This window comes from Pseudomonas sp. UTLPPB19802, from assembly GCF_059730225.1.
In genome coordinates this window covers 2,131,541-2,155,907 of record NZ_AP048545.1, presented here as the reverse complement: position 1 = coordinate 2,155,907, position 24,367 = coordinate 2,131,541, and the positions used below count along the sequence as shown (strand labels likewise).

The 24,367-nt window shown below is 61.5% G+C and carries 23 protein-coding genes and 1 tRNA gene; 7 read left to right on the top strand and 17 right to left on the bottom strand.

Features of this window, described 5'->3' with window-relative positions; translation table 11 throughout:
• Positions 1 to 242 precede the first annotated feature (242 nt).
• Positions 243 to 1,019, bottom strand: coding sequence for a serine O-acetyltransferase (cysE, locus tag AC6I6U_RS09785; RefSeq protein ID WP_497881747.1), 777 nt, complete (start codon positions 1,017 to 1,019; stop codon positions 243 to 245).
• Between the two features lie 2 nt (positions 1,020 to 1,021).
• The gene (gene trmJ, locus AC6I6U_RS09780; RefSeq protein WP_497881746.1) at positions 1,022 to 1,780 is read right to left on the bottom strand and encodes a tRNA (cytosine(32)/uridine(32)-2'-O)-methyltransferase TrmJ; all 759 of its coding nucleotides are present in this window, start codon (positions 1,778 to 1,780) and stop codon (positions 1,022 to 1,024) included.
• 145 nt (positions 1,781 to 1,925) lie between these two features.
• Here trmJ and suhB point away from each other — a divergent pair, with 145 nt between their 5' ends.
• On the top strand, positions 1,926 to 2,741 hold the full coding sequence (suhB, locus tag AC6I6U_RS09775) for a type III secretion system regulator SuhB (RefSeq protein ID WP_497881745.1): 816 nt from the start codon (positions 1,926 to 1,928) through the stop codon (positions 2,739 to 2,741).
• 188 nt (positions 2,742 to 2,929) lie between these two features.
• On the opposite strand, the gene AC6I6U_RS09770 is transcribed toward suhB, so the two are convergent.
• The 6 genes from AC6I6U_RS09770 to queA form a co-directional block, all read right to left on the bottom strand.
• Positions 2,930 to 3,484 carry a glycine zipper 2TM domain-containing protein gene (locus AC6I6U_RS09770; protein WP_497881744.1) on the bottom strand — a complete coding sequence of 185 codons (555 nt, stop codon included), beginning with the start codon at positions 3,482 to 3,484 and terminating at the stop codon, positions 2,930 to 2,932.
• A 122-nt stretch (positions 3,485 to 3,606) separates the two neighbouring features.
• Positions 3,607 to 4,521, bottom strand: coding sequence for a protein translocase subunit SecF (gene secF / locus AC6I6U_RS09765; RefSeq protein ID WP_497881743.1), 915 nt, complete (start codon positions 4,519 to 4,521; stop codon positions 3,607 to 3,609).
• Between the two features lie 9 nt (positions 4,522 to 4,530).
• The gene (gene secD / locus AC6I6U_RS09760; protein WP_497881742.1) at positions 4,531 to 6,399 is read right to left on the bottom strand and encodes a protein translocase subunit SecD; all 1,869 of its coding nucleotides are present in this window, start codon (positions 6,397 to 6,399) and stop codon (positions 4,531 to 4,533) included.
• 62 nt (positions 6,400 to 6,461) lie between these two features.
• Positions 6,462 to 6,800 (bottom strand): preprotein translocase subunit YajC, encoded by a 339-nt coding sequence (gene yajC, locus AC6I6U_RS09755; RefSeq protein WP_186681025.1) that lies wholly within the window; start codon positions 6,798 to 6,800, stop codon positions 6,462 to 6,464.
• Positions 6,801 to 6,836: 36 nt separating this feature from the next.
• Positions 6,837 to 7,952, bottom strand: coding sequence for a tRNA guanosine(34) transglycosylase Tgt (gene tgt, locus AC6I6U_RS09750; protein WP_497883012.1), 1,116 nt, complete (start codon positions 7,950 to 7,952; stop codon positions 6,837 to 6,839).
• Between the two features lie 14 nt (positions 7,953 to 7,966).
• On the bottom strand, positions 7,967 to 9,031 hold the full coding sequence (gene queA, locus AC6I6U_RS09745; RefSeq protein ID WP_497881741.1) for a tRNA preQ1(34) S-adenosylmethionine ribosyltransferase-isomerase QueA: 1,065 nt from the start codon (positions 9,029 to 9,031) through the stop codon (positions 7,967 to 7,969).
• 109 nt (positions 9,032 to 9,140) lie between these two features.
• On the opposite strand from queA, the gene AC6I6U_RS09740 reads away from it, so the two are divergent.
• The 3 genes from AC6I6U_RS09740 to AC6I6U_RS09730 all read left to right on the top strand — a co-directional run bounded on the left by AC6I6U_RS09740 (position 9,141) and on the right by AC6I6U_RS09730 (position 11,231).
• Positions 9,141 to 9,225 (top strand) — tRNA-Leu (locus tag AC6I6U_RS09740).
• 93 nt (positions 9,226 to 9,318) lie between these two features.
• Positions 9,319 to 9,648, top strand: coding sequence for a hypothetical protein (locus AC6I6U_RS09735; protein WP_497881740.1), 330 nt, complete (start codon positions 9,319 to 9,321; stop codon positions 9,646 to 9,648).
• Between the two features lie 515 nt (positions 9,649 to 10,163).
• Positions 10,164 to 11,231 carry a hypothetical protein gene (locus tag AC6I6U_RS09730; protein ID WP_497881739.1) on the top strand — a complete coding sequence of 356 codons (1,068 nt, stop codon included), beginning with the start codon at positions 10,164 to 10,166 and terminating at the stop codon, positions 11,229 to 11,231.
• Between the two features lie 87 nt (positions 11,232 to 11,318).
• On the opposite strand, the gene AC6I6U_RS09725 is transcribed toward AC6I6U_RS09730, so the two are convergent.
• Positions 11,319 to 12,107, bottom strand: a complete 789-nt coding sequence (locus tag AC6I6U_RS09725; RefSeq protein WP_497881738.1) for a hypothetical protein — start codon at positions 12,105 to 12,107, stop codon at positions 11,319 to 11,321.
• Positions 12,108 to 12,238: 131 nt separating this feature from the next.
• Positions 12,239 to 12,760, bottom strand: coding sequence for a sterol desaturase family protein (locus AC6I6U_RS09720; protein WP_497881737.1), 522 nt, complete (start codon positions 12,758 to 12,760; stop codon positions 12,239 to 12,241).
• A 191-nt stretch (positions 12,761 to 12,951) separates the two neighbouring features.
• Here AC6I6U_RS09720 and AC6I6U_RS09715 point away from each other — a divergent pair, with 191 nt between their 5' ends.
• A complete protein-coding gene (locus AC6I6U_RS09715; protein ID WP_497881736.1) occupies positions 12,952 to 13,800 on the top strand; it encodes a DUF4087 domain-containing protein in 849 nt (282 codons plus the stop codon).
• A 3-nt stretch (positions 13,801 to 13,803) separates the two neighbouring features.
• Here the strand turns inward: AC6I6U_RS09715 and AC6I6U_RS09710 are convergent, their stop codons facing one another.
• A complete protein-coding gene (locus AC6I6U_RS09710; RefSeq protein WP_497881735.1) occupies positions 13,804 to 14,589 on the bottom strand; it encodes a DeoR/GlpR family DNA-binding transcription regulator in 786 nt (261 codons plus the stop codon).
• Positions 14,590 to 14,876: 287 nt separating this feature from the next.
• On the opposite strand from AC6I6U_RS09710, the gene AC6I6U_RS09705 reads away from it, so the two are divergent.
• Complete coding sequence (locus AC6I6U_RS09705) at positions 14,877 to 16,274, top strand: amino acid permease (RefSeq protein ID WP_497881734.1); 1,398 nt, start codon at positions 14,877 to 14,879, stop codon at positions 16,272 to 16,274.
• 55 nt (positions 16,275 to 16,329) lie between these two features.
• Here the strand turns inward: AC6I6U_RS09705 and AC6I6U_RS09700 are convergent, their stop codons facing one another.
• The 6 genes from AC6I6U_RS09700 to AC6I6U_RS09675 all read right to left on the bottom strand — a co-directional run bounded on the left by AC6I6U_RS09700 (position 16,330) and on the right by AC6I6U_RS09675 (position 22,441).
• The gene (locus AC6I6U_RS09700) at positions 16,330 to 16,779 is read right to left on the bottom strand and encodes a GNAT family N-acetyltransferase (protein ID WP_497881733.1); all 450 of its coding nucleotides are present in this window, start codon (positions 16,777 to 16,779) and stop codon (positions 16,330 to 16,332) included.
• 3 nt (positions 16,780 to 16,782) lie between these two features.
• Positions 16,783 to 18,021, bottom strand: coding sequence for a phospholipase D-like domain-containing protein (locus AC6I6U_RS09695; RefSeq protein ID WP_497881732.1), 1,239 nt, complete (start codon positions 18,019 to 18,021; stop codon positions 16,783 to 16,785).
• Between the two features lie 280 nt (positions 18,022 to 18,301).
• Positions 18,302 to 18,949 carry a MotA/TolQ/ExbB proton channel family protein gene (locus AC6I6U_RS09690; RefSeq protein WP_497881731.1) on the bottom strand — a complete coding sequence of 216 codons (648 nt, stop codon included), beginning with the start codon at positions 18,947 to 18,949 and terminating at the stop codon, positions 18,302 to 18,304.
• Positions 18,950 to 18,989: 40 nt separating this feature from the next.
• Positions 18,990 to 21,269 carry a TonB-dependent receptor gene (locus tag AC6I6U_RS09685; RefSeq protein ID WP_497881730.1) on the bottom strand — a complete coding sequence of 760 codons (2,280 nt, stop codon included), beginning with the start codon at positions 21,267 to 21,269 and terminating at the stop codon, positions 18,990 to 18,992.
• A 24-nt stretch (positions 21,270 to 21,293) separates the two neighbouring features.
• Complete coding sequence (locus AC6I6U_RS09680; protein ID WP_497881729.1) at positions 21,294 to 22,031, bottom strand: energy transducer TonB family protein; 738 nt, start codon at positions 22,029 to 22,031, stop codon at positions 21,294 to 21,296.
• A gap of 2 nt (positions 22,032 to 22,033) precedes the next feature.
• Complete coding sequence (locus tag AC6I6U_RS09675; protein ID WP_497881728.1) at positions 22,034 to 22,441, bottom strand: ExbD/TolR family protein; 408 nt, start codon at positions 22,439 to 22,441, stop codon at positions 22,034 to 22,036.
• Between the two features lie 326 nt (positions 22,442 to 22,767).
• On the opposite strand from AC6I6U_RS09675, the gene AC6I6U_RS09670 reads away from it, so the two are divergent.
• The gene (locus AC6I6U_RS09670) at positions 22,768 to 24,366 is read left to right on the top strand and encodes an alkaline phosphatase D family protein (RefSeq protein WP_497881727.1); all 1,599 of its coding nucleotides are present in this window, start codon (positions 22,768 to 22,770) and stop codon (positions 24,364 to 24,366) included.
• Position 24,367: the final 1 nt, after the last annotated feature.

The following is a 24,367-nucleotide window of genomic DNA, read 5'->3' as shown; positions in this document are numbered from 1 at the left end:
CCGAGTATTTAAGTCAACTATAAGACCTAGTACTTTAGTCAGGTTTACCCGTAAAAGAGCGCGCGTATTGTAGCAAAGTCCGCGCGTAATGGCATCGCGCTAGACCGATGGTTTTTTTGCTGGCGCTTATAAAGCTTCGCGGGCAAGCCTCGCTCCTACAGGGCAAGGTCGTACAGACATGTGCACGACCATCTGCAGGAGCTGGGCTTGCCCGCGAATTAGGCCCGAAAGCCCAATACAGATCAGCCGGCCTTGGCCTCGTCTTCGGCCTTCACCTCGGCAAAGCCCTCGCAATGCAACTCAGGGAGATCCTTGGCGCAGTAGTTGCTGCCCAGGTCCTTCAGCGCGCCACACATCCCTTCCAGGCGCCCATCGACCGCCTGCAAATGATCGAGCATCTGCGCGATGGCCCGCGCCACCGGGTCCGGCATGTCACCACTGACACCGTAGGCGTCAAAGCCAAGTTTCTCGGCCATCGCCTTGCGCTTGGCTTCCTGCTCGTCATCGGATTTCATGATGATCCGCCCTGGAATGCCGACCACCGTAGCACCCGCCGGCACCGCCTTGGTCACCACCGCATTGGAACCGACCTTCGCCCCGGCACCGACCGTGAACGGCCCGAGCACCTTGGCCCCAGCACCCACGACCACGCCATCTTCCAACGTCGGATGGCGCTTGCCTTTGTTCCAACTGGTGCCGCCCAGGGTCACGCCCTGATAGATCGTCACATCGTTGCCGATCTCGGCCGTCTCGCCAATCACGATACCCATGCCATGATCGATGAAGAACCGCCGCCCGACCTTGGCCCCCGGATGAATTTCGATACCGGTCAACCAGCGACCGAAGTTCGACACCACGCGCGCCAGCAGCTTCCAGTTGCGCGCCCACAACCAATGACTCAGGCGATGCAGCCAGATGGCGTGCATGCCGGGATAGCAGGTCAACACTTCAAAGGCATTGCGCGCCGCCGGGTCACGATGGAATACGCTTTGGATATCTTCACGCAAACGCTCGAACATCATCATTCCTTCCGCTTAAGGAGCTCGCCACGGGCCGCTTTCTGGGTTTCCGTGAGGATGCCACGCAATATATTCATTTCCACTCGGCTGACCGAGCTGCGTCCGTAAAGCCGGCGCAGGCGCGCCATCAGGTGCCGGGGTTTCTGCGGATCGAGGAACTCGATGGCTACCAGGGTCTGCTCCAGATGCTCATAGAAGCGCTCCAGCTCATCCATGGTGACCAACTCTTCGCCCGCGTCACCCTTCTCGACCTTGTGCGACCGACCTTCCAGCGCCAGCCAGGCCATGCGCACCTCGTAACTCAACACCTGCACCGCCGCCCCGAGGTTCAGCGAACTGAACGTAGGGTCCGATGGGATATGCACGTGATAATGACATCGCTGCAGCTCGTCATTGGTCAGGCCGGAGTCTTCACGACCGAACACCAAGGCGATTTGTGCATCCTTGGCCGCTTCTTCGACCACCTTCACCCCGCATTCGCGCGGCTCCAGCATCGGCCAGGGCAGGCTGCGGTCGCGGGCACTAGTGCCAAGCACCAGGGTGCAACCGGCCAACGCCTCCTCCAGGGTGGCGACGACCTGCGCGTTTTCAAGAATATCGGTGGCACCGGATGCCCGTGCGTCGGCTTCGCTCGACGGGAAGCTGCGTGGTTCGACCAGCACCAGGCGCGACAGCCCCATGTTCTTCATGGCTCGCGCAGCCCCGCCGATATTGCCCGGATGGCTGGTATTGACCAGGACGATACGAATATTTTGCAGCACGGCGAAGCGCTCTCGGACAAGGCAAAGGGGAGCAAATCTTACAGAAGCACTCAGGTTTGCGCCACGAAACCGAATGTCGTCCTTCTCCGGCAAGACTTTTCTGTTAGAATGTTCGGCTTTCTTTAACACTCTAGGTGAAATGTCCATGCAGCCCATGCTGAATATCGCGCTGCGCGCCGCCCGCGCCGCCAGTGAATTGATTTTCCGCTCCATCGAGCGCCTGGATACCATCAAGGTCGACGAAAAAGACGCCAAGGACTACGTGTCCGAGGTTGATCGTGCTGCCGAGCAGAAAATCATCGACGCTCTGCGCAAAGCGTATCCGACCCACGCCATCCGCGGCGAAGAAACCGGCTTCCACGCCGGCAGCGGCGAAGGCGAAGACTACCTGTGGATCATCGACCCACTCGATGGCACCACCAACTTCCTGCGTGGCATTCCACACTTCGCGGTCAGCATCGCCTGCAAATACCGCGGCCGCCTGGAGCACGCCGTGGTCCTCGACCCGGTTCGCCAGGAAGAATTCACCGCCAGCCGTGGCCGTGGCGCCCAATTGAACGGTCGTCGCCTGCGCGTCAGCCCGCGCACCAGCCTCGACGGCGCCCTGCTGGGTACCGGCTTCCCGTTCCGCGACGACCAGATGGACAACCTGGACAACTACCTGGGAATGTTCCGTGCCCTGGTCGGCCAGACCGCCGGCATCCGCCGCGCAGGTTCCGCCTCCCTGGACCTGGCCTACGTCGCCGCCGGTCGCTTCGATGCATTCTGGGAATCGGGCCTGTCCGAGTGGGACATGGCAGCAGGCGCCTTGCTGATCCAGGAAGCTGGTGGCCTGGTGAGCGACTTCACCGGTGGTCACGACTTCCTCGAAAAAGGCCACATCGTTGCCGGTAACACCAAGTGCTTCAAGGCAGTACTGACGGCGATCCAGCCGCATCTGCCGGCTTCGCTGAAGCGCTAAGCGATAGCCAAAAAAAAGCACCCTACGGGGTGCTTTTTTTATGCCTGCAATGACCGACTACCAGCAAACCCTGTAGGAGCCGGGCTTGCCCACGAAGCTTCTGGCGATCCTGAGGATCGCCTTCGCGGCGGTTCGGCGCCCCGACAAACCCAGCTCCTACAAGAGGCAGCGACGCCGCCCAAGATTGATCACTGACCCGGCTGGGCCGGAGCCTGGCTCAGGACCAGGCGACCATCCTTGTCCACCGGAATCTGGTTGCCCGGATCACGATCCATGCGCACCCGACCTTCCTTGCCGTCGAGCTGATAACGCACGTCATAACCCACTACCTTGTCGCTGATATCGTTGACCGTGTTGCAGCGGGTCTGGGTCGTGGTGTAGGTGTCACGCTCCTGCATGCCCTCCTGCACCTTGTTCCCTGCATAACCACCGCCCACGGCACCGACCACTGTCGCCAGGGTCTTGCCCCGACCATTACCAACCAGGCTGCCGAGCAAGCCACCACCCACCGCACCCAACGCGGTACCGGCCAGGCGATGCTCGTCCTGCACCGGCTTCTGTCGAGTCACGGCCACATCCTTACAGACTTCGCGTGGCGTCTTCACCTGGGTCTTGACCGGTTCGACCGCCAACACTTGCGCATACTCAGGGCCGCTCTTCACCATGCTGTAGGTCGCAACAGCACCTCCGGCGGTGACACCGACAGCACCCAATACCGCACCCACCAGCAACGACTTGTTCACGTGAACCTCCTGACCATCACAAGCGGAATCTTTTCCGCATCTCTCCTAGCCTTGGAGCATGAAAAAAGGCGCGAGTTCAATACTCGCGCCTTTTCAGGTGACAGCCGGAGGGAGGACGGACGTCAAGGACGGTCGTCGATTTCCTTCTGGGTGTTGGCTGGAGGAATCAGATCCTCGCTGCTCAGGTTCAGCCAGATCAGCACCACGTTGGCGATGTAGATGGACGAGTAGGTACCCGCCATCACCCCGACGAACAGCGCCACGGAGAAACCGTGCAGGTTGTCACCGCCGAAGAACAACAGCGCGGCGATCGCCAGCAGGGTGGAAACCGAGGTCGCGATGGTGCGCAACAGGGTCTGAGTGGTCGAAATGTTGATGTTCTCGATCAGGCTGGCCTTGCGCAACACGCGGAAGTTCTCGCGAACCCGGTCGAATACCACGATGGTATCGTTGAGCGAGTAGCCAATGATCGCCAGCACCGCCGCCAGCACCGTCAGGTCGAAGGTGATCTGGAAGAACGACAGGATACCCACGGTCACTACCACGTCATGCACCAGCGAAACGATGGCGCCGACCGCGAACTTCCACTGGAAGCGGAAAGCCAGGTAGATCAGGACACCACCCAGCGCCAGGAGCATGCCAAGGCCACCCTGGTCGCGCAGCTCCTCACCCACCTGCGGGCCAACGAACTCGACGCGCTTGACCTGCGCCGGGTTGTCGCCGCCGACTTTCTGCAGCGCTTCCGCCACCTGATGACCCAGTTGCGGGTCTTCACCCGGCATCCGCACCAGCAGATCGGTGGTCGCACCGAAGCTCTGCACGATCGCCTCGTGATAACCCGCCTCACCCAGCTGCGCACGGACCTTGGTCACGTCCGCCGGACGCTCGTAGGTCAGCTCGATCAGCGTACCGCCGGTAAAGTCCAGACCGTAGTTCAAGCCCTTGTGGAACCAGCTGAACAACGCCAGAACGGTGAGGAGCACAGTGACGCCGAACGCAACGTTGCGAACGCCCATGAAGTTGATTGTACGTAACATGGCAGCCCCTTAAATCCACAACTTCTTGTAGTCACGACCGCCGAAGATCAGGTTGACCATCGCGCGGGTCACCATGATGGCCGTGAACATCGAGGTAAAGATCCCGAGGGACATGGTTACCGCAAAGCCCTTGACCGGGCCGGTTCCCATGGCGAACAGGATGCCGCCCACCAGCAGGCTGGTCAGGTTGGCGTCGACGATTGCCGTGTAGGCACGGTTGAAACCTTCGTTGATCGCCCGCTGAACCGACATGCCCGCAGCGATCTCTTCGCGAATCCGCGAGAAGATCAGTACGTTGGCGTCCACCGCCATACCCATGGTCAGCACGATACCGGCGATACCCGGCAGGGTCAGCGTCGCCCCCAGCAGGGACATCAGCGCCAGCAGCACGACCATGTTGAAGGCCAGGGCCACGGTGGCAATGATGCCGAAGAAGCGGTAGATGGCGATGATGAACAGCGAGACGAACAGCATGCCCCACAGCGACGCATCGATACCCTTGGTGATGTTGTCGGCACCCAGGCTCGGGCCAATGGTACGTTCTTCAGCGAAGTACATCGGTGCGGCCAGGCCACCGGCACGCAGCAGCAGCGCCAGCTCGGACGACTCGCCCTGGCCGTTCAGGCCGGTGATGCGGAACTGCGAACCCAGTGGCGACTGGATGGTCGCCAGGCTGATGATCTTCTTGTCTTCCTTGAAGCTCTGTACCGCCACTTCCTTCTCGACGCCGTCGACCACCTGCTTGGTGTAGGTGGTGACCGGACGCTGTTCGATGAAGATCACCGCCATCTGGCGACCGACGTTGGTGCGCGTGGCACGGCTCATCAGCTCGCCACCATGGCTATCCAGGTGGATGTTCACTTCCGGACTGCCATGCTCGCCGAAACCGGCCTTGGCATCGGTCACCTGGTCACCGGTGATGATCAGGCCACGCTCGATCAACGCAGGCGGACGCTTGCCTTCACGGAACTCGAATTCTTCGGAGGTCGCCTTCGACGCACCCGGCTCGGCGGCCAGACGGAACTCCAGGCTGGCGGTCTTGCCGAGGATCCGCTTGGCTTCCGCGGTGTCCTGCACGCCCGGCAGCTCGACCACGATGCGGTTGGCGCCCTGGCGCTGTACCAGCGGCTCGGCCACACCCAGTTCGTTGACGCGGTTACGTACCGTGGTCAAGTTCTGCTTGATCGAATATTCACGGATTTCCGCCAGCTTGGCCGGGGTCATCGCCAGACGCAGTACCGGCTGGCCATTGAGATCGGCCGGAACAATGTCGAAATCGTTGAAACCCTTGCGAATCAGGGCACGGGCCTGCTCACGGGTATCTTCATCGGTAAAGCCCAGCTGAATGGCACCATTGAGCTGCGGCAGGCTGCGATAACGCACACGCTCTTTACGCAGCAGGCTCTTGACGTCGCCCTCATAGACTTTCAGGCGAGCATCGACAGCCTTGTCCATGTCCACTTCCAGCAGGAAGTGCACGCCACCGGACAGGTCCAGACCCAGCTTCATAGGGTGCGCACCGACGTTACGCAGCCATTGCGGAGTGGTCTGTGCCAGGTTGAGGGCTACTACATAATCGTCGCCGAGCGCCTTGCGCACTACATCCTTGGCTGGCAGTTGGTCTTCCTGCTTGCTCAGGCGCAGCAGGCCGTCCTTGCCGTTGGCGGCCAGGGTAGCGGCCTTGACGCTGATACCGGCATCGGTGAGCGCCTTGCTCGCCCGGTCCAGATCGGCCTGGTTGACCTGCAGCGCCGTGCTGGCACCACTGACCTGGATGGCCGGATCGTCAGGGTAGAGATTGGGAGCGGAATAAATAAAACCGATCGTCAGCACCGCCACGATCAGTACGTATTTCCACAGAGGGTATTTGTTCAGCATCACGCCGCCCGCTTATGACGCGGGGCGCCTTGCGCGCCCCGTCGATTGTTGAATGTTGAAACTCAGATCGCTTTCAGTGTGCCTTTAGGCAGGGTGGCCGCGACGGCACCCTTCTGGAACTTCATTTCGACGGTATCGGAAATTTCCAGTACCACGAACTCGTCGGTCACCTTGACGATCTTGCCGGCGATACCGCCAGTGGTCACTACTTCATCACCCTTGGCCAGGCTGCCCAGCAGGTTTTTCTGCTCCTTGGCACGCTTGGCCTGTGGGCGCCAGATCATCAGGTAGAAGATGACCAGGAAGCCGACCAGGAAAATCCACTCGAAGCCGCCCGCAGGACCGGCCGCAGCAGCAGGGGCCGCGCCGTCAGCGAACGCGTTAGAGATGAAAAAGCTCATTTAACACTCCAGTTACGAGAATACGATTCTGAAAAATCAGTCCAAGGGCGGCACGGGAAGCCCGCGCTTGGCATAGAAGGCATCGACAAAGGCGGCCAATGTACCCTGTTGAATAGCCTCGCGCAAACCAGCCATCAGGCGCTGGTAATGCCGCAAGTTGTGGATGGTATTCAACATACTCCCGAGCATTTCGCCGCACTTGTCCAAATGATGCAGATAAGCACGGGAGAAGTTCTGGCAGGTGTAGCAATCGCAGGTCGGATCCAGCGGCGAATCATCATGGCGATGGAACGCGTTACGGATCTTCAGCACGCCGGTATCGATGAACAGATGCCCATTGCGGGCATTACGGGTTGGCATCACGCAATCGAACATGTCCACACCGCGGCGCACACCCTCCACCAGATCTTCCGGCTTGCCAACACCCATAAGGTAACGAGGTTTGTCAGCCGGCATCCGGCCCGGCAGGTAGTCCAGCACCTTGATCATCTCGTGCTTGGGCTCGCCCACCGACAGGCCGCCAATGGCCAGGCCATCGAAGCCGATCTTGTCCAGGCCTTCGAGGGAGCGCATGCGCAGGTTCTCGTGCATGCCGCCCTGGACGATCCCGAACAATGCGGCAGTGTTGTCGCCATGGGCGTTCTTCGAGCGCTGGGCCCAGCGCAGCGACAGCTCCATCGATACGCGCGCGACATCCTCGTCGGCCGGGTACGGCGTGCACTCGTCGAAGATCATCACGATGTCAGAGCCCAGGTCACGCTGCACCTGCATCGATTCTTCCGGCCCCATGAATACCTTGGAGCCGTCGACCGGCGAGGCGAAGGTCACGCCCTCCTCCTTGATCTTGCGCATGGCGCCCAGGCTGAACACCTGGAAACCACCGGAGTCGGTGAGGATCGGGCCTTTCCACTGCATGAAGTCATGCAGGTCGCCGTGCTCCTTGATCACCTCGGTGCCAGGACGCAGCCACAGGTGGAAGGTGTTGCCAAGGATGATCTCGGCGCCAGTGGCGACGATATCGCGCGGCAGCATGCCCTTGACCGTGCCGTAGGTGCCCACCGGCATGAAGGCCGGGGTCTCGACGGTGCCGCGCGGGAACGTCAGGCGACCGCGACGGGCCTTGCCATCGGTGGCCAGCAACTCGAACGACATACGACAGGTGCGACTCATGCTTGCTCCTCGGGTGCCGATTCCTGGGGTCCGGTCGGCGCGGGGTTGCGGGTGATGAACATCGCATCACCGTAACTGAAGAAGCGGTAACCGTTGTCCACGGCGGCCTTGTAGGCGGCCATGGTCTCGGGATAACCGGCGAAGGCCGAAACCAGCATCAGCAGCGTGGATTCGGGCAGGTGGAAGTTGGTGACCAGGGCGTCGACCACATGGAACGGCCGGCCCGGATAAATGAAAATGTCGGTATCGCCGCTGAACGGCTTGAGCACGCCATCGCGGGCCGCACTTTCCAGCGAACGCACGCTGGTGGTGCCCACGGCGACCACTCGGCCACCTCGTGCACGGCAGGCGGCAACGGCGTCCACCACTTCCTGGCTGACCTCCAGCCACTCGTTGTGCATGTGGTGGTCTTCGATCCGCTCCACGCGCACCGGCTGGAAGGTCCCGGCCCCCACGTGCAGGGTGACGAAGGCGGTCTCGACGCCCTTGGCGGCGATCGCCTCCAGCAGCGGCTGGTCGAAATGCAGGCCGGCAGTCGGCGCGGCGACAGCGCCCAGGCGCTCGGCGTAGACCGTCTGGTAGCGCTCGCGGTCGGCGCCCTCGTCAGGACGATCTATATAAGGAGGCAGCGGCATATGGCCAACGCGCTCCAGCAAGGGCAGCACTTCCTCGGCGAAACCCAGCTCGAACAGCGTGTCATGGCGGGCCAGCATCTCGGCCTCGCCACCACCCTCGATCAGGATCTTCGAGCCCGGTTTGGGCGACTTGCTGGAGCGCACATGGGCCAGCACACGGTGACTGTCGAGCACCCGCTCCACCAGGATCTCCAGCTTGCCGCCAGAGGCCTTCTGGCCGAACAGGCGGGCCGGAATGACCCGGGTATTGTTGAACACCATCAGGTCGCCGGGGCGCAAATGCTCCAGCAGATCGATGAATTGACGGTGTGCCAAGGCACCGCTGGGCCCATCGAGGGTCAGCAGGCGGCTATGGCGGCGCTCGGCCAACGGATGGCGAGCGATCAGGGAATCGGGGAGTTCGAAAGTAAAGTCAGCGACGCGCATGATGGGGGTTCGTCCAGCAGGGCCGGAAAGTTTAGCGGAATTCGTCAAAATTGACCATGAAAGGCGATTGACCAACGGTAGTCGCCTCTCTATACTTCGCCGCCATTGAGCCCTGATGGCGGAATTGGTAGACGCGGCGGATTCAAAATCCGTTTTCGAAAGGAGTGGGAGTTCGAGTCTCCCTCGGGGCACCAAAATTAAAAAAGACCTTGATCTTCAAGGTCTTTTTTTTCGCCTGCAGGAAAGTGACCACCACCGGCCGCTACGGTCGGCAGAGGAAATGCCTCATGGAATCGCAACTGGAAACCGTCGCCCTTTTCGCCCTCAAACTGGCCCACGAAAGTGACGGTGGGAGCCCGCTTCTGCGTGATGACGTGGTGATGGGCGAGTACCAGAAGGACGTGTTCGAGCTGCTGGTGCGCAAGGGAGACGTCGAGACGATCCGGGGCAAGCTCAATGCTTGCGTGGCCGTCGCGATGGACGCCGTGGGCGGGACGGACAAGCCCCTGGGGCATGAGTTACGCCGGTTGGCGGATGGTTGTGATCGGGCACAGACGACTGAAGATTTGAAGGCCCCGCTTGGCTTACTCAGGGACTATCTGAAAGACATCCAGTGATGAAAAAGCGGCGGCCGGGCGGATGGCCCCCTGAAAAGATCCGGCACGGGTTACTACGCCGTGTCAGGGGGACCTGAATGCGCGCGCGGACCTGACCACCTGATCAAGTTTTCCAACGTGAGAGCCCAGACATCGTAACGAGCTTTAGCCGAAGAGAGACACTCTCAAATGGCCATGTTTGTTCGAGATTTACTCCAATATGTTTTACAAATTGCGAACGAACCTGACCTCCGACGAACGACACCTTCCAGCCCTTGTGCACTCAGGCTCAGGTAATTAGGATGAACAATGTGTGAAGTGGCTCAATGAGCAAGGCAAACCGCCGCAATTGCGAGTTTGCAAAAAAAACCGCCCTACTAAGGCGGTTTTTTTTCGCCTGGTTTCCAGGTATCAGCCATGAGCATGGCCCACCGTACACATCGACAACCTTCCTGACCTTCCGACGCCCAGACTGGACCCGATAATAGCGCTTCAGTAGCATGCCCCTCTTCAAATCCGCCAGCCAGGGATGCTCAATGCCGGTTCTTTCGTCCGCCCCTTCACGCCTGTTGACCACCACGACCCTGCTGCTATCAGCCCTGCTGACCGGCTGCAGCGTCAATGGCACCTACCCGGATGCCACGGAACCGGACGCCGCCAAGCTGCGTTTCGTCGCCAACACCTCGAACGCCACCCTCGACTACTTCGATGCCGAGCATTGCGACGGGCAAACCACCGGAATCCTCAACAACATGCTGATGGGCGACACCACGCGTCGCGCCGGCATGCTCAGCACACCCCCGAAGGACGCCCGGGGCTACCTGGAGATCAAGCTCAAACCGGGACATGAGACCCTGCTGCGAGTGAACACCCAGGACGGCTATTCGGTCTGCGGCAACGGCATCAACTTCAAGCCCGAAGCCAACGCCGAATACGAACTGACTTTCGATTCCGGCAAGGGCCAGTGCCGCACCCGCCTGCAGCGGGTCCGGATAATCGACGGCAAGGAGCAGCGTACGCCCGTCCTGCATCTCGCCAAGGGCCTGCCGGCTTGCGCTGGACGCAATCCGATATTCCCCAAGCCGCCGGTGCTGCTGCCAGATACCCCGCACCGCCTGGAGTTGATGAACCAGATCATCGACAGCAGCCTGATCCCAAGCATGCTGCCCTCGCCGGAAGACGCCAGCAAGACGCCGCTGGCGACTGAAAAGATCGACAATCTGATCGCCGAGCGCAAGGCCAAGCTGGGTTTCACCCTGCCGGACGACTACTGGGCCCTGTATCGCCAGAACCTCCAGGCTTTCGACGCCGAGTCGGCACAGCGCAAGGCGCTGACCTTGCAGCGCTACAAGGATGAGTACCTGTCGCGCCTGCGCCCATTGAAGGATGCAGAGCTGGAAGAGTGGGCCAAGCCGGAAGACAAGTCGGCCAAACCAGCCAACAAGGCGGCGTTCGAGCAGTACAAGTCGATGACACTCTACTACTTCGAAGCCGGCAAGCAGGTAACCCTGGAAATCATCGAGCATCACTTGGAGCGGATGGCGCAAATGGATACGCGCTATGGCGTGTGCCAGCGTTATGCCGAGTGCTGGAGAAGCTTCTGACGGCCAGTTGGGATGAGCAAAAAACCGCCCTGCCAAGGCGGTTTTTTCGTCTCGATTTCGTGAACCACCCAGCCGCAGGCGATCCGCCTAACGCAGCTCCAACCCCGCCGCCTGCGCAATCTGCAACCGCCAGTTTTCCGCTTCTTCCCAGTCATTGCCAAACGACCAGGTCGTCCAGTAAGGCGTCTGCGAGCCTACCTGGAATTGCACCTGCAGATTGAAGGTGTGGTAGGTCGAACTGGTGGTCCGGGTGGTCGAATTGGACTGCCCCTCGCCAATCACGTTGGTCGCACCGAATGAGTAGACCTGGCGCTTGTCGTGAGTCGTGTGGGTCTGCGAGGTCTGCACGGTCTGGGTCCGCTCCTCGACCCGCACCTGCCGGACGATACCGGGGGCATCGATCAATGCATGCTGGTAGTTGGACTCCGGTGCGTAGAGGTACAACACCGCACTTTCCGGAAACACGCCGAGCATGCACTCGCCACGGGAAATCCAGCGATAGGGCCCCAGTTGCTGAGCGGCCAGAAAGTCCGTGCGCGCCTTGTGCAACACCACCCCGATATTCTCTTCGGCGCGCTTGACCTCACGGTGTTCGTGGCGCGAGAACCATTGCAACGGCCAGATCAGCAGCCACGTCGCGCCCCAGAGCAGCAGGGCCAGGATCGGACCGCCAATATAATGTCCCGCCAACACCCACTTCACCAGGAAGTAGCCACAGAACAGTAGCTGCACCACCTTGAACGGCTTGAGCACTTCCTGTTGACGCTGGGTCAGCCGGGCCTTCGCCTCCACCAGTTGCTGTCGAGCCTGGTCCACACTCGGCGGGATATCGTAGTAGAAGATTTCGGAACGGGTAGCGATTTCGCCAAGCGACATATGAAAGGGTCCTGATGACGGTCCGTGTCAGCGCCGGAGTAGACGCATTCGCAGGTAACTATACCTGCGGATGACGTGGAATGGGACTACCTCTAGAAGAACCTGACGCACCATTCCCGCGCGCCAGGACCTCAGGATTTCGTTTCTGCTCCGAACAGGTCTCGTTCACTCATCTCTCCCCGGCGCTCAACCGCCTGCCGCGACTCACGCAATTGCCGCTTCAGCGTCCGCAACGGCGGCGCATAGAGAAAACCGAACGACACGCTGTTCTTGCGCCCCTTCACCGCATGATGCAGCAGATGCGCCTGGTACAGCCGCTTCAGGTAACGATTGCGCGGCCGTGGCCGGAATGGCCAGTAGCGATGGACGATGCCGTCATGCACCACCACATAGATGATCCCGAAGGCCGCCACGCCGGCACCGATCCACTGCAAGGGATCGTATCCGCTGTTGCCCGCCACGATCAGGCTGATCGCCACCGCCGCCAGCACCAGCAGATAGATATCGTTGGTCTCGAAGGCCCCCAGGTGTTCCTCATGGTGCGAGCGGTGCAGGAACCAGCCCCACCCATGCATGACGTACTTGTGTGCCAGGTAGCCGACCCCCTCCATCGCGACGAGGGTGCAGAGGAACAGGGCAAGGTGGCTCATCATGGAACGCTATCGGCTCGCAGGAACGTTGAGGACATGCAGCAGGTGAGAGGGTGCCCAAGCATACCCTGCCGGACGCGAAAATCGAGCCTTGCCCTGACAAGCGTCGCTACGGCGCCAACCCGGACTTTCGCTTATCATCAGCTCAAGTACCGGCGAACAGGCCGGTAGACAATCAACGACAAGGATGTTCCATGCCCCGTCTTTCCCCCTGCCTGCTCGTCGTCGCACTCGCCAGCCTGGCTTTGCCAGCCCATGCCGCTGCCAAGGTGGAGCGGCGCTGCGGCTGGTTCGAAAATCCGACCCCGGCCAATGCCACCCTCACCGACCGTGACGGCTCCTGGGAAATCGCCAGCCAGGGCGGCTACCAGGCCGAAGGCGACTGGCCGCAGTTCAGCGATGCACAGTGGGTTCGTACCAACGGGCACTATGGCTATGGCTGCGGCTGCATGACCGCCAGCGCCGATCCCGAAACCCATCGACTGAACAATCTGACCAAGGCCACCGCCCGCCCGCTGGCTGCCTGCCGCAACGATGCAACCCTGCGGGAGCCGGAAAACCCGTTGGCCCCTGTCCCTGCCCCAAAAGGCGAAATGACGACCTACCAGGCCAAGGGCTTCCACTTCAGCTACCCGAAGGGCTGGAAAGTCAAAAAAGCCGGTGAGTGCCTGAACATCAACGAACCCAAGATTGCCAGGAACGAGGAGTACACCCTCAACCTCTGCGTCCAGCATGGCACCCTGGAACAGGCCGCCGACAGCATGATCTTTTCCCATGAAAACGGCGTCTGGATGCGCAGCGCGGGCATGGACTCGCCCAGCCCCGTCGACCTGATCGAAGGCCCTGGCTGGAAAGGCATGCTAACCACCCAGACCTGCGGTGTCGGCGATGCCGAGACCGGTTTCCACGCAGCCGGCGGCACCTGCCTGATGGCGATTGTCTACAAGCCGGGGACCCAACTCCTGTTCGACAGCGTGGGCTACTACCAGGACTTCGACACCCTCGGCGCAATCATTCACTCAGTACGGTTTGACCTGAAGTAGTCGTCAGATCTGCGCCTGCACCACCTCGATCCCCAACTGCCGATACGCCTCGATATCTCCCACGACGTGCTGCTCGGTAATCATCGTCTGCAACCGGGCACAAGGCGCGACCACAAAAGGTTCCACCGCCCCGAGCTTGTCGGCGGTGGTCACGGCCACCACATGGGAGGCGCTTTCGAGCAGCGCCTGCTTCACCGCCAACTCCCCGTAGCGTGAACAACTGATGCCGACTTGCGGATGAATCGCGCAGACTCCGGTAAACAGCAAGTCGGCCTTGATCCCCTGGATCAGTCGCACCGCCTCATGTCCCTCCACCGCCATGGTCGCCGGGTTCAGCGTGCCACCGGCGAGGATGACGGTGACGCCCTTGTGTTCGGCCAGGGTCATGGCAATCATCGGTGAACACGTCACGGCGGTAATGGACAGGCCCGCTGGCAATGACTGGGCGATCTGCAAGGTGGTGCTGCCCGAGTCGAACAGGACGATCTGCCCTTCCTCGATTCGCTGCACCGCCAACCGGGCCAGGTGCCGCTTGACCTCGTTGGTCTCGGCGATCCGGGTGAAGTAGTCCTTGCCGGTGTCCTTGGGCCGCGGCAACGCGCCGCCATGCACCCGTTGCAACAGGCCAGCCTGGGACAGCTCGGCCAGATCCCGGCGAATGGTGTCTTCCGACACCGAAAAGTGCTGGCTCAATTCCGAAGCCATGACCTTGCCGTCGCGCTCCAGCAACAGCAGGATCTTTTGCCGCCGCACATGGGGCAACTCGGAAGGAGAATGAATATTCTGCATGTTTTCGCCTGACTATGCGTGTTTATGCCGACTTCAAGCAGACTATATATCAACCGCCAACGCGATCAAGCCAACATGTGACAATGCGGGGGATTCCAGCACTTGCTCCGAAAACCTGTCGGAAACCTCCGATTCAGCGCCTAATTTGCCCGCAAACCCGTGTAATACTTGAGCCACCCACCTTCGGGATTTAATATCCACGCCGCTTATGTCGAGCACTCAGTACCGGTTGCAGATCTGATCCAGTCAGGGCCCCGCTGAGAAGAAAAACTACAGAAGGTGAAGCAATGACGGGTGAAAACCTGACACCGGGTCTGCTCAAGCGCGGCCTGAAGAACCGCCATATCCAGCTGATTTCCCTCGGTGGGGCGATCGGCACCGGGCTGTTCCTCGGTTCCGCCGGGGTACTGAAGTCCGCTGGTCCGGCAATGATCCTCGGGTATGCGATCTGCGGTTTCATCGCCTTCCTGATCATGCGCCAGTTGGGCGAAATGATCGTCGAGGAACCGGTGGCCGGCTCCTTCAGCCACTTCGCCCACAAGTACTGGGGCGGCTACGCAGGCTTTCTCTGCGGCTGGAACTACTGGGTACTCTACGTGCTGGTCGGCATGGCCGAGCTCACGGCGGTGGGCAAGTACGTGCAGTTCTGGTGGCCCGACGTCCCGTCCTGGGTCAGCGCGGCGGTGTTCTTCGTGCTGGTCAACCTGATCAACCTGACCAACGTGAAAACCTTCGGTGAAACCGAGTTCTGGTTCGCGATCATCAAGGTGGTGGCCATCGTCGGCATGATCGCCCTTGGCGTCTACCTGCTGGTCAGCGGTGTGGGCGGCCCACAGGCCACGGTCAGCAACCTGTGGAGCCATGGCGGCTTCTTCCCCAACGGCGTCAGCGGCCTGCTGATGGCACTGTGTTTCATCATGTTTTCGTTCGGTGGCCTGGAGCTGGTCGGCATCACCGCCGCCGAGGCCAGCGAGCCGCGCAAGGTGATTCCCAAGGCGATCAACCAGGTGGTACTGCGCATCCTGATCTTCTACGTCGGTGCCCTGACCGTGCTGCTGTCGCTGTACCCGTGGGACCAGTTGCTGGTCACCCTGGGCGCTTCCGGCGACGCCTACAGCGGCAGCCCGTTCGTGCAGATCTTCGCCCTGATCGGCAGTGACACCGCCGCGCAGATCCTCAATGTGGTGGTGCTGACCGCCGCGCTGTCGGTGTACAACAGCGGAGTGTACTGCAACAGCCGCATGCTGTTCGGCCTGGCCGAGCAAGGCGATGCGCCAAAATCGCTGCTGAAGCTGAACAAGCAAGGCGTGCCGGTACGGGCCATTGGCGTCTCGGCGCTGGTCACCCTGCTCTGCGTGGTGGTCAACTACGTCGCGCCCCATGAAGCGCTGGAATTGCTGATGGCCCTGGTGGTGGCAGCCCTGATCATCAACTGGATCGTGATCAGCCTGACCCACCTGAAATTCCGCAAGGCCATGGAACAGCAAGGCGTGGTGCCAGGCTTCAAGGCGTTCTGGACGCCGTTCAGCAACTACCTGTGCCTGGCCTTCGTCGCGCTGATCCTCGGCGTGATGCTGATGATTCCGGGAATCGCCGTGTCGGTCTACGTGATGCCGGTGTGGGTACTGTTCATCTATGGACTGTATCGACTGCGAGTGGCAAAGGGTGCAATACGCCCCGCCTGATCGACAAGGGGACCGCAAGGTCCCCTTTTTTTGTCTCAACGCCTGATGATCCAACTCAGGAGAGCTGAAACGCCCGACGGTACTTCACGAACCCCCGCTTCGCATCACCGCTGAAACCGGCACGCTGGAAAAACCGATGGGCTGACTTTCGCTCGGTGGAACTGAGCAGCATGATCTTCGAACAGTCAGCCCGCAGGCAGAATGCCTCGACGGCCGCGAGCAAGGCGCTACCAATACCACCGGCGCGTACGGCCGCATCCACCACCACGTTCTCGAGCACGGCAAACGGCTGCCGACCGAACATCACATCGTTGCACAACGACAATAAAGCCGTGGCACAGACCCGCCCCTCCAGCTCACAGACAAAGACCTCGGTATTCGGGTCCTGCTGCAACTGCGCCAGGCGCTCGGGCAGGACCTGAATCGCCTCGTTGGAGACCAGTTGGCGGTACAGGACCTCGATGGCCGGGGCATCATCGAGACCGGCCGGCCTGATCAGCAGCAAGGCTCAGGGCGTCCCCGGATGCGGCTGCGGATAATCCCGCGCCACATCCAGTGGCCAGGCATAGGGGCCGTCCCATAGCTGCTCATGCAACGCACCGATCCGTTCGGCCATCGACTTGTCGTGCATCACCACTTCAAGGTTGCGCGAGTTGTCGAGGTAGCCACCCAACCAGTTGCTGGTGCCCACCCAGGCCACCTGCCCGTCGATCTCCATGGTCTTGCTGTGGATGACCCGTGCATAGGGAATGAAGCCCTGCGGGTCCTGGGGCAAGGTGACGATCTTGACCTGGACGTTGGGCAGCACCGCCAGGCTTTTCAGGTAGGCGACTTCCGGCGCGCCGGTATTCCAGTCGGAAACCATCAGCTTGATCGACACGCCCCGCGCGGCTGCGGCACGGATCGCGTTGTCGATGACCGGGTAGTACGGACGGGTCTTGTCCGGGCCGTAGGACAGCGGCGCATAGTCGAGCAGTTGCACCCGCACTTCATGCTGGGCTTCGGCCAGCAGGCGCGGCAGTTCCTGTTGTGAATCGCCAACGCCCGCCGGGTTGAAGCGTTGCGGGCTGGCGACCAGATAGTTGCCAGTGCGGGCCGGCTCCTTGCCAGCCTTGGGCACGAGCAGCGGCTTGTTCTCGGCGAGGGCGGCCTGGGCCTTCCAATCCTGGTCGAAGACCGCCTGGACCTGGCCGACGAGGGTTTCGTCGCTGATCCGCAAACCGGTTTCATGAATGTGTTCAAGCGAGCGCCAGTCGAAATTCTGGCTGCCGATGAATGCCTGCTGACCATCCACCACCAGGTATTTGGCATGAATGATCCCGCCCCCTACCCGCGCATACGGCAGCACGCGGAAAGTCAGGTTGGGAATCTTGCGCAACCGTTCCAGGGTGGCCTCGTCGGAGAGCTTGAGGCCCTTCTCTTCCAGCAGGAAACGAATCTCCACCCCGCGCTTGCCGGCGGCTTCGAGGCTTTCGATGACCTTGTCCATCACCGAGCCGGGATGGTCGGCAGCATAGAACTGGCCGATATCGATGCGGCTCTTGGCCCCATCGAACAGTTCGATCCAGACCGGGCCGGGCTGGCGCAGGTCGGGAGTATCGAGTTCGGTTGCCAGCGGCACGGTGTGCACCAGCTCGAAACCGGGAATGGAGAAGTCCGCCTCGGCCAGCGGACTGAGCAACAGGCCAAGCGCCGCGGCCAGGACGATGCGCAGGCGCGTCGCGTGAAACGTCGTAATCTGGGACATGGAAATCTCGTGTCGGAATAAAACTATTTGCACCGTCAATAGCCTAGACAAAGTGTTCCATGAGCGGCGCCGGCCTAAAGCGCAACCGAATGTGGTGAGCGAGCTTGTCGGGACGCCGCACCGCCGCTCTTGGCTGCACGGCAGCCGCAAAACCGAACACCTCAATCTGGCTGAACCACCGAGTTGCCCGGTTTCAGGGGGCTTTGCCCCCAGCGCGGGCAAGCCCGCTCACCACAAAAAACCTTGCCCAGACCTAGGGTCCGGGCAAGGGCCAGACGGCTCAGGCAGTCTGCAATTGCGCCGGGCTGGTGGCCCGGTGCGGTACCTCACCCTGCACACGGGCACCGGTCGCCGCGCGGATCAGCAGCATCTTGAGCTGATCGTTGATGCGTTCCAGGCTGTCCTGGAAGAAGTTGTGGAACACCACGCAGAACAGCGCGATGGCAATCCCCAACCCGGTAGCGAACAGGGCCGTACCGATACCACCGGAGATCTGCCCAGGGTCGGACACACCGGCACTGGCCAGGGCCTTGAACGTGTCGATGATGCCCAGGATCGTCCCCAGCAACCCCAGCAGCGGCGCCGCCGTGGTGATGGTCTCGATGATCCACAGGCTGCGGGCCAACGGCGCGCGACTGGCCAGGTACTGTGTGTCGATCACATCGTCCAGGTCCTTGCGCGAACCGTGGGTGGCCTTCTGCGCCAGCACGGCAGTGGCCATGTCCAGTGGCAGGCTGTCACGGCGAGTCAGTTCCTGCGGCAGGTCCTTCTCGCTGTGCACATGGGAGCCCAGGGCTTCCATCAGCCCACGGGCCTGGCGGCGGACATAGGCGAAGTAGATGGCGCGTTCGATGGCGATGAAGATCGCGATCGCCAGGGCCGCATACATCACATAGAACGTGATCTCGTGAAGCGTGTTCATGTCCATTATCGGATTACCTCTGTAGCTGAAGCAGGTGGGACAAACATCAGAAATTCGCTTCCAGCGAGACGGTCACCGTGCGGTCCAGGCCGACGATGTAGGCCGGATCGCCATCGCGGAAACCGCCATAGGTCGCCGAGTTGGTCTTGGTGGTGTAGACGCCGTCCAGGTACTTCTTGTCGAACAGGTTGTCGACGTTCAGGCGCAGGGTCGCGTCCTTGACCACCTTCTTGTCCACCGGCAGGTAGATACCGGCGCCGAGGTTGAACACGGTGCGCCCGGAGATCGCCTCGTCGTTGGTCAGGTCGCCGTACAGCTTGCTGGTGTACTTGCCGCCGAAGGTGCCGTAGAACAGGCCGTCGTCATAACCGATGTTGGCCGCCAGCATGTTCTTCGGTACGTTGGCGAACTGCTTGCCGGCGGTCGGCAGCAGGATGGCCTTGCCGGCGTTGTAGACGGTCAGGTCGTCCTTCTGCTCGGCACGGGTGTAGGTGTACGAGGTGTAGAAGTTGAAGTGATGGGGCAGCAGGCCGCTCCACTCCAGTTCCAGGCCCTTGTTGTCGACGCTGCCGGCGTTGATGTCGGCGAAGTCGCCGTTGATGTCCTTGGACGATACCTGGCGGTTCTCGAACTGCATGTAGAACAGGGTCGCGGCGACCGTCATGTCGTCCTTGGTGTAGCGCCAGCCCAGTTCATGGTTCCAGCTGGTTTCCGGCTTGGCATCGATGGAGCCGGCGCCCTTGTCGTACAGCACATAGTTCTGCGGTACGCGCATGTTGCGCGACAGGCTGTAGAACAGCTGGTCATACTCGTCGAGCTGGTACTTCAGGCCGACGTTCGGCAGCAGCTTGGTGTAGGTCTGGCTGCGCTTTTCCGGCTGTTCGGTGAGGCTGCCGTGGTTGGTGCCGTCACGCTTGACGTTCATGTAGGCCAGGCCCGCCACCAGGGTCCAGTCCGGGGTGAAATACCAGGTGTCCTGGGCCCAGACTTTCTGCGCCGGGGTCACGGTGAAACGGTCGCGACCCTGGACGGTGTTGCCGTTGGCATCGACCACGTAGTCCGAATCAGGCCAGACGCTTTCCGGCTTGCCGCTGGACTTGAGACGGATGAACGGCTGGGTCTGGCTCTGGCGGGCGCGCTCGTACCAGTAGCCGAACTGCAGGCTGTGATCGCCCAGGTCCCAGTTCAACTTGGTGGTGATGCCTGGACGCCAGGTCTGGGTTCGCGAAGGCCGGTAGTACACGCCGTTGTTCGGCGTACCGTCGGCGTTGTACTGGGCGCCGGTCGGCAGGTTGCTCAGGTCGAATACGCCACCGGCGTTCGAGCCGCTGTTGAGCGCATAGGCCGAACTGCCGACACCGCTGCCGTTACCCCAGTAGTAATACGGGATCACCGACAGCGAGAGGTTGTCGGCCAGCTTGAACTGGGTGTTGAGCACACCGGTAAACGTCTGGAACGGGTTCAGCGCCAGGCCGTAGTAGCTGTTGATCTTGCCGTTGGTGCCCAGGGCCGGGGTCTGCGGGTACGGATCGTACTTGCGCCCGTACTGCTGGAATTGCGCCTTGGTCAGCTGGCTATAGCTGGTGTTTTCCTGCTCGTGGTACTTGAGGATCAGGTTCGCGGTGTTGCCGCCACCCATGTCGAAGAAGCTGTTCCACTCGACCTTGTCGGCACGCTCGGCACCGCCACCGCGCCATTTCTGGCCTTCGGTATGGGAGACCGACAGCCAGTTGCTCAGGCCATTGATTTCACCGGTATTGAGACGGGCAAAGGTCTTGGTGGTCGCGTGGCTGCCGACCACCTGCTTGACGAAGGCGCCGGTTTCCTTGGTTGGGCGAATAGTCACCACGCCAATGTTGCCGCCGCTGGAACCGATGTGCGGGCCATCGGCCTCGGACGAACCCTGGGTGACGAAAATCTGCTCGATGTTCTCCGGGTCGCCCAACAGGTTGGCGTACAACGCGTAGTTGCCGGAGTCGTTGATCGGCATCCCGTCGATGGACATGCCGACCTGGTCGGAGTTGAGGCCACGCATGGTGAAGCGGAAGCTGCCCAGGCCCGTGGCGTCTTCACTGGAGATGTTCAGGCCCGGGGTGTACTTGAGCTTGTCGATGGCGTTGCCGGTGGCGGTCTGCTTGTCCAGCGCCTCCTTGGTCACGGTTGAGCGGCCCTTGATGCTGTCCTCCTGGACCATGTAGCCGCCACCCGCTGTCGCCTTGCCCTGCACGCCGATCACACCGACGTCGCTGGCAGTGGTGTCTGCCATTGCCACACCGTGGCCCATGCTCGCGGCAACGAGTGCCAGATGAATCCGTGTAAACCTCATCACTCTATTCCTGGTTATAGGTGCTTACTGCACGCTGTAATTGAAAGTGGCGGTGAAGCGTTGCTCGTTGCGTCCGCCAAAGGCTTGCTCAGGGAAAGGCTTGACCTGCTTGATGCGGTGCAGGCTGTTGGTCGCGGCCCGGTTGAGCAGCATGCTCGAGGCCGGGGTCTGGATTCCGGAATCGAGGACGCGGCCTTGCCGGTCCACCAGCAACCAGACCACCACGTCGCCGCTGGGGCGTTCGAGGGAGGCCTGGCGTCCGGTGGGGTACTGCTTGAAAGAGTCCAATTCGTTGCGCAGGCCCTTGAGATAGCCGCCCTCCAGGGCCTGGCTGTCGACCTTGGGCGGCGCGGGCGGAGCAGGCGGCGTCGGGGTCTTGGTCACTACCGGCTCGGCAGCCGGCTTGGCTTGCACCAGCTTGGCCGGCACGGGAGTCGGCGTCGGCTTGACCACCGGTTTTGGCGCCGGCTTAGGCTTGGGTTCCGGCTTGGGTAACGGTTTTGGCTGCGGCTTGGGCGGAGGTGGCGGCGGCGCGGGCTCGGCCTCCTCATCCTCGATCACCGGCGGCGGTGGCGGCTCTTCCACCACGGGCTCGGGCACCACTTCCGGCTCGGGCTCGACCAGGGCCAGCTCCACCGCCGACTCGTCGTAGACCGGCTGGACTTTCAACGGCTGCGAAGTGATCCCCAGGATCACCAGCGCCATGGCGATCAGGGCCGGGACACTGCCCAGCAGCTGACGTGCACGAAACAGGATGTACATGATCAGGACTTACGCGTGGCGATGGAGACGGACGTGAAGCCACCCAGACGCAGGGTGTCCATGACTTCCACCAGGCGGGCGACTTCCACGCCCTTGTCGCTGTTGACGATGATCGTCGACTTCGCGTCGGGCTTCTCGGCGGCCTTGAGCGCCGGCACCAGGGCGTCGACGGTCATGTCCTTGCCGTCCAGTTGCAATTGGCCGTCCGCGCCCAGCGTGAGAATGAACTTGTTCTGTGGCTTGAGCTGTTGCGAACTGCTGGCGCTCGGCAGTTGAGTCTTCATGCCGAGGGCCGGAATCACATTCAGGCTGACCAGCACGAAGAACACCAGCAGGAACATCATCACGTCGATCATCGGAATCAGTTCGATGTGCGCCTTGCGCTTCTTAGGTTCGTCCCAGGTTCTCATTCGGCTGCCCCTTGTTGATTAGGGGCGCCAAGCTAGCAACCAAAAATGACCGATCGGTTAACTTTAATTTACGGTTTTAAGGCTCTAGGACGGCCATTACGTGCCACTACTGATTTTTTTCGACACGTAATGAAACTGACATCCAGCGAGAACACCCTTGAAACTTTTCTCGACCGGGCTCCCTGAAACAGGACTCGTACACTTCATCCGAGCCAACGGATGATGACTGCTGCCACCGTTTGAAAGGAGTACATATCGATAGGCTGCGGCACGGACTCCTGCATGAACATTGGCAACCTCCTTGACTGAACCCAAGAGTTTTTTCCATGACCGATAATGTTGTGCAAACGTCCGATACGGGCCCGATCGACCGGGACCGGCGCCGCCTGATCACGGGGATTGCCGGGGCCGCGGCGTTGTCCATCCTCAGCCCGTTCGCCCGCAGCGCCGGGGTCGACTACCCCTTCAGCCTCGGCGTCGCCTCGGGCGACCCGTTGCCCGATGGTTTCGTCATCTGGACACGCCTGGCACCACGGTTCAATGCCACGGACGGCAGCGGCGGGCTGGACCGGCCGGTGCCGGTGCGTTGGCAGGTGGCGACGGACGCGGCCATGAACCGTATCGTCCAGCGGGGCGAGGTGATGGCCGACAGCCGCTTCGCCCACTCGGTACACGTCGAGGTCGCCGGACTGGAAGCCGGGCGCCCCTACTGGTATCAGTTCGAAAGCCTCGGCGCCCAGAGCCCGGTCGGCCAGTCGCGCACTACACCCGCGCCGCAGGCGATGATTCCGGCGCGGCTGGGCTTTGTCTCCTGTTCTCATTGGGAGCGGGGCTACTTCAGTGCCTATCGACACCTCGCCGCCGAACAACCCGACCTGGTGTTTTTCCTCGGCGATTATATTTACGACAACTCCTACACCGATCCCGGAAAGGTCGTCCGCTCTCATGGGGCTGGCAATGCCCGAACCCTGGCGGACTACCGCAACCGCTACGCGCTCTATCGCACCGACCCGGACCTGCAGGCCCTCCATGCCTGCGCGCCCTGCGCAGCGACCTGGGACGACCACGAAGTACAGAACGACTACGCCAACCAGTGGTCGCAGGATCCGAACATCTCGCCGCAGGCATTCCTCAAGCAGCGGGCGGCGGCCTACCAGGCGTTCTACGAACACATGCCGTTGCGCGCCAGCAGCCTGCCCAAGGGCCCGGACATGCGTATCTACCGACGGCTCGATTATGGCCAACTGGCGCAGTTCCATATTCTCGACGGACGCCAGTACCGTTCCGAGCAGCCGTGCATACCGCCCAACCGCAGCCACCAGGGGCATGTCGCAGCAAACACTTGCGTCGACCTGCGCGACCCGAAGCGCACCATGCTCGGCTGGGAGCAGGAAGCCTGGCTGGAACAGGGCTTTGCCCGCTCGACAGCACGCTGGAACGTGATCGCCCAGGACCTGCTGGTCGCCCCGGTGCTCCAGCATATTCCGGGTAGCGAGGAACTGGGGCACTGGACCGATGGCTGGGACGGTTACGCCGCCACCCGCGACCGGGTGCTGCAGTCCATCGAACGCACGCGGGTGAAGAACCCGGTGTTCTGGGGTGGGGATATCCATTCGTTCTGGACCACCGACCTGCATCTGGATGGCGAGAGCCCGGACTCGAAGATTGTCGCCACCGAGTTCATCGGCAGTTCGGTAACCTCCGATGGCCCGCCGTTCGAGCTGTTCAACTCGGTGCTGCCGTTCAATCCGCACGTGCGGTTTTTCGACAGTCGCCAGCATGGGTATGTGTCGGTCGAGCTGGAGCCGGGCCGGATGACCACTCGCTTCCGGGCGATCTCAGAACGGGCCGACCCTCGGGCGACGGTGTCCACCCTCAAGCAGTTCGTGGTCGAGGATGGACGGGCCGGGGCGATTACGCTCTAAT